Source organism: Nocardia rhamnosiphila NBRC 108938 (assembly GCF_000720425.1).
Taxonomy (GTDB): Bacteria; Actinomycetota; Actinomycetes; order Mycobacteriales; family Mycobacteriaceae; genus Nocardia; species Nocardia rhamnosiphila.
This window is the reverse complement of record NZ_JOAJ01000065.1, coordinates 1-307: the sequence shown is the minus strand read 5'-3', so window position 1 is coordinate 307 and position 307 is coordinate 1. Positions and strand designations below refer to the sequence as shown.

Genomic DNA, 307 nt, shown 5'->3' with positions numbered 1-307 from the left:
GATGCTGGCGGGTATTCCGGATCAGTTGGATCTGCCGTCGGATCGGCCGCGTCCGGCGGTGCAGTCGTTTGCCGGTGGCCGGGTCGAGGTCGTGATCGATGCGGATGTCCATGCCGGTTTGCAGCGGGTGGCGCAGCAGCAGAACGCGACCTTGTTCATGGTTGTGCATTCCGCTTTGGCGGTGTTGTTGTCGCGGCTTTCGGGGACCGATGACATCACGATCGGTACGCCGGTGGCGGGTCGTGGTGAGCAGGCGCTCGATGATCTGATCGGTATGTTCGTGAACACGTTGGTGTTCCGGACGCAG

At 62.5% G+C, this 307-nt stretch carries 1 protein-coding gene; it reads left to right on the top strand.

All coding sequences use genetic code 11. The features are described 5' to 3' along the window. Position 1: 1 nt before the first annotated feature. Positions 2-307: condensation domain-containing protein (locus IG75_RS37015; protein WP_036544417.1), on the top strand; the 306-nt coding region annotated here is incomplete at its 3' end.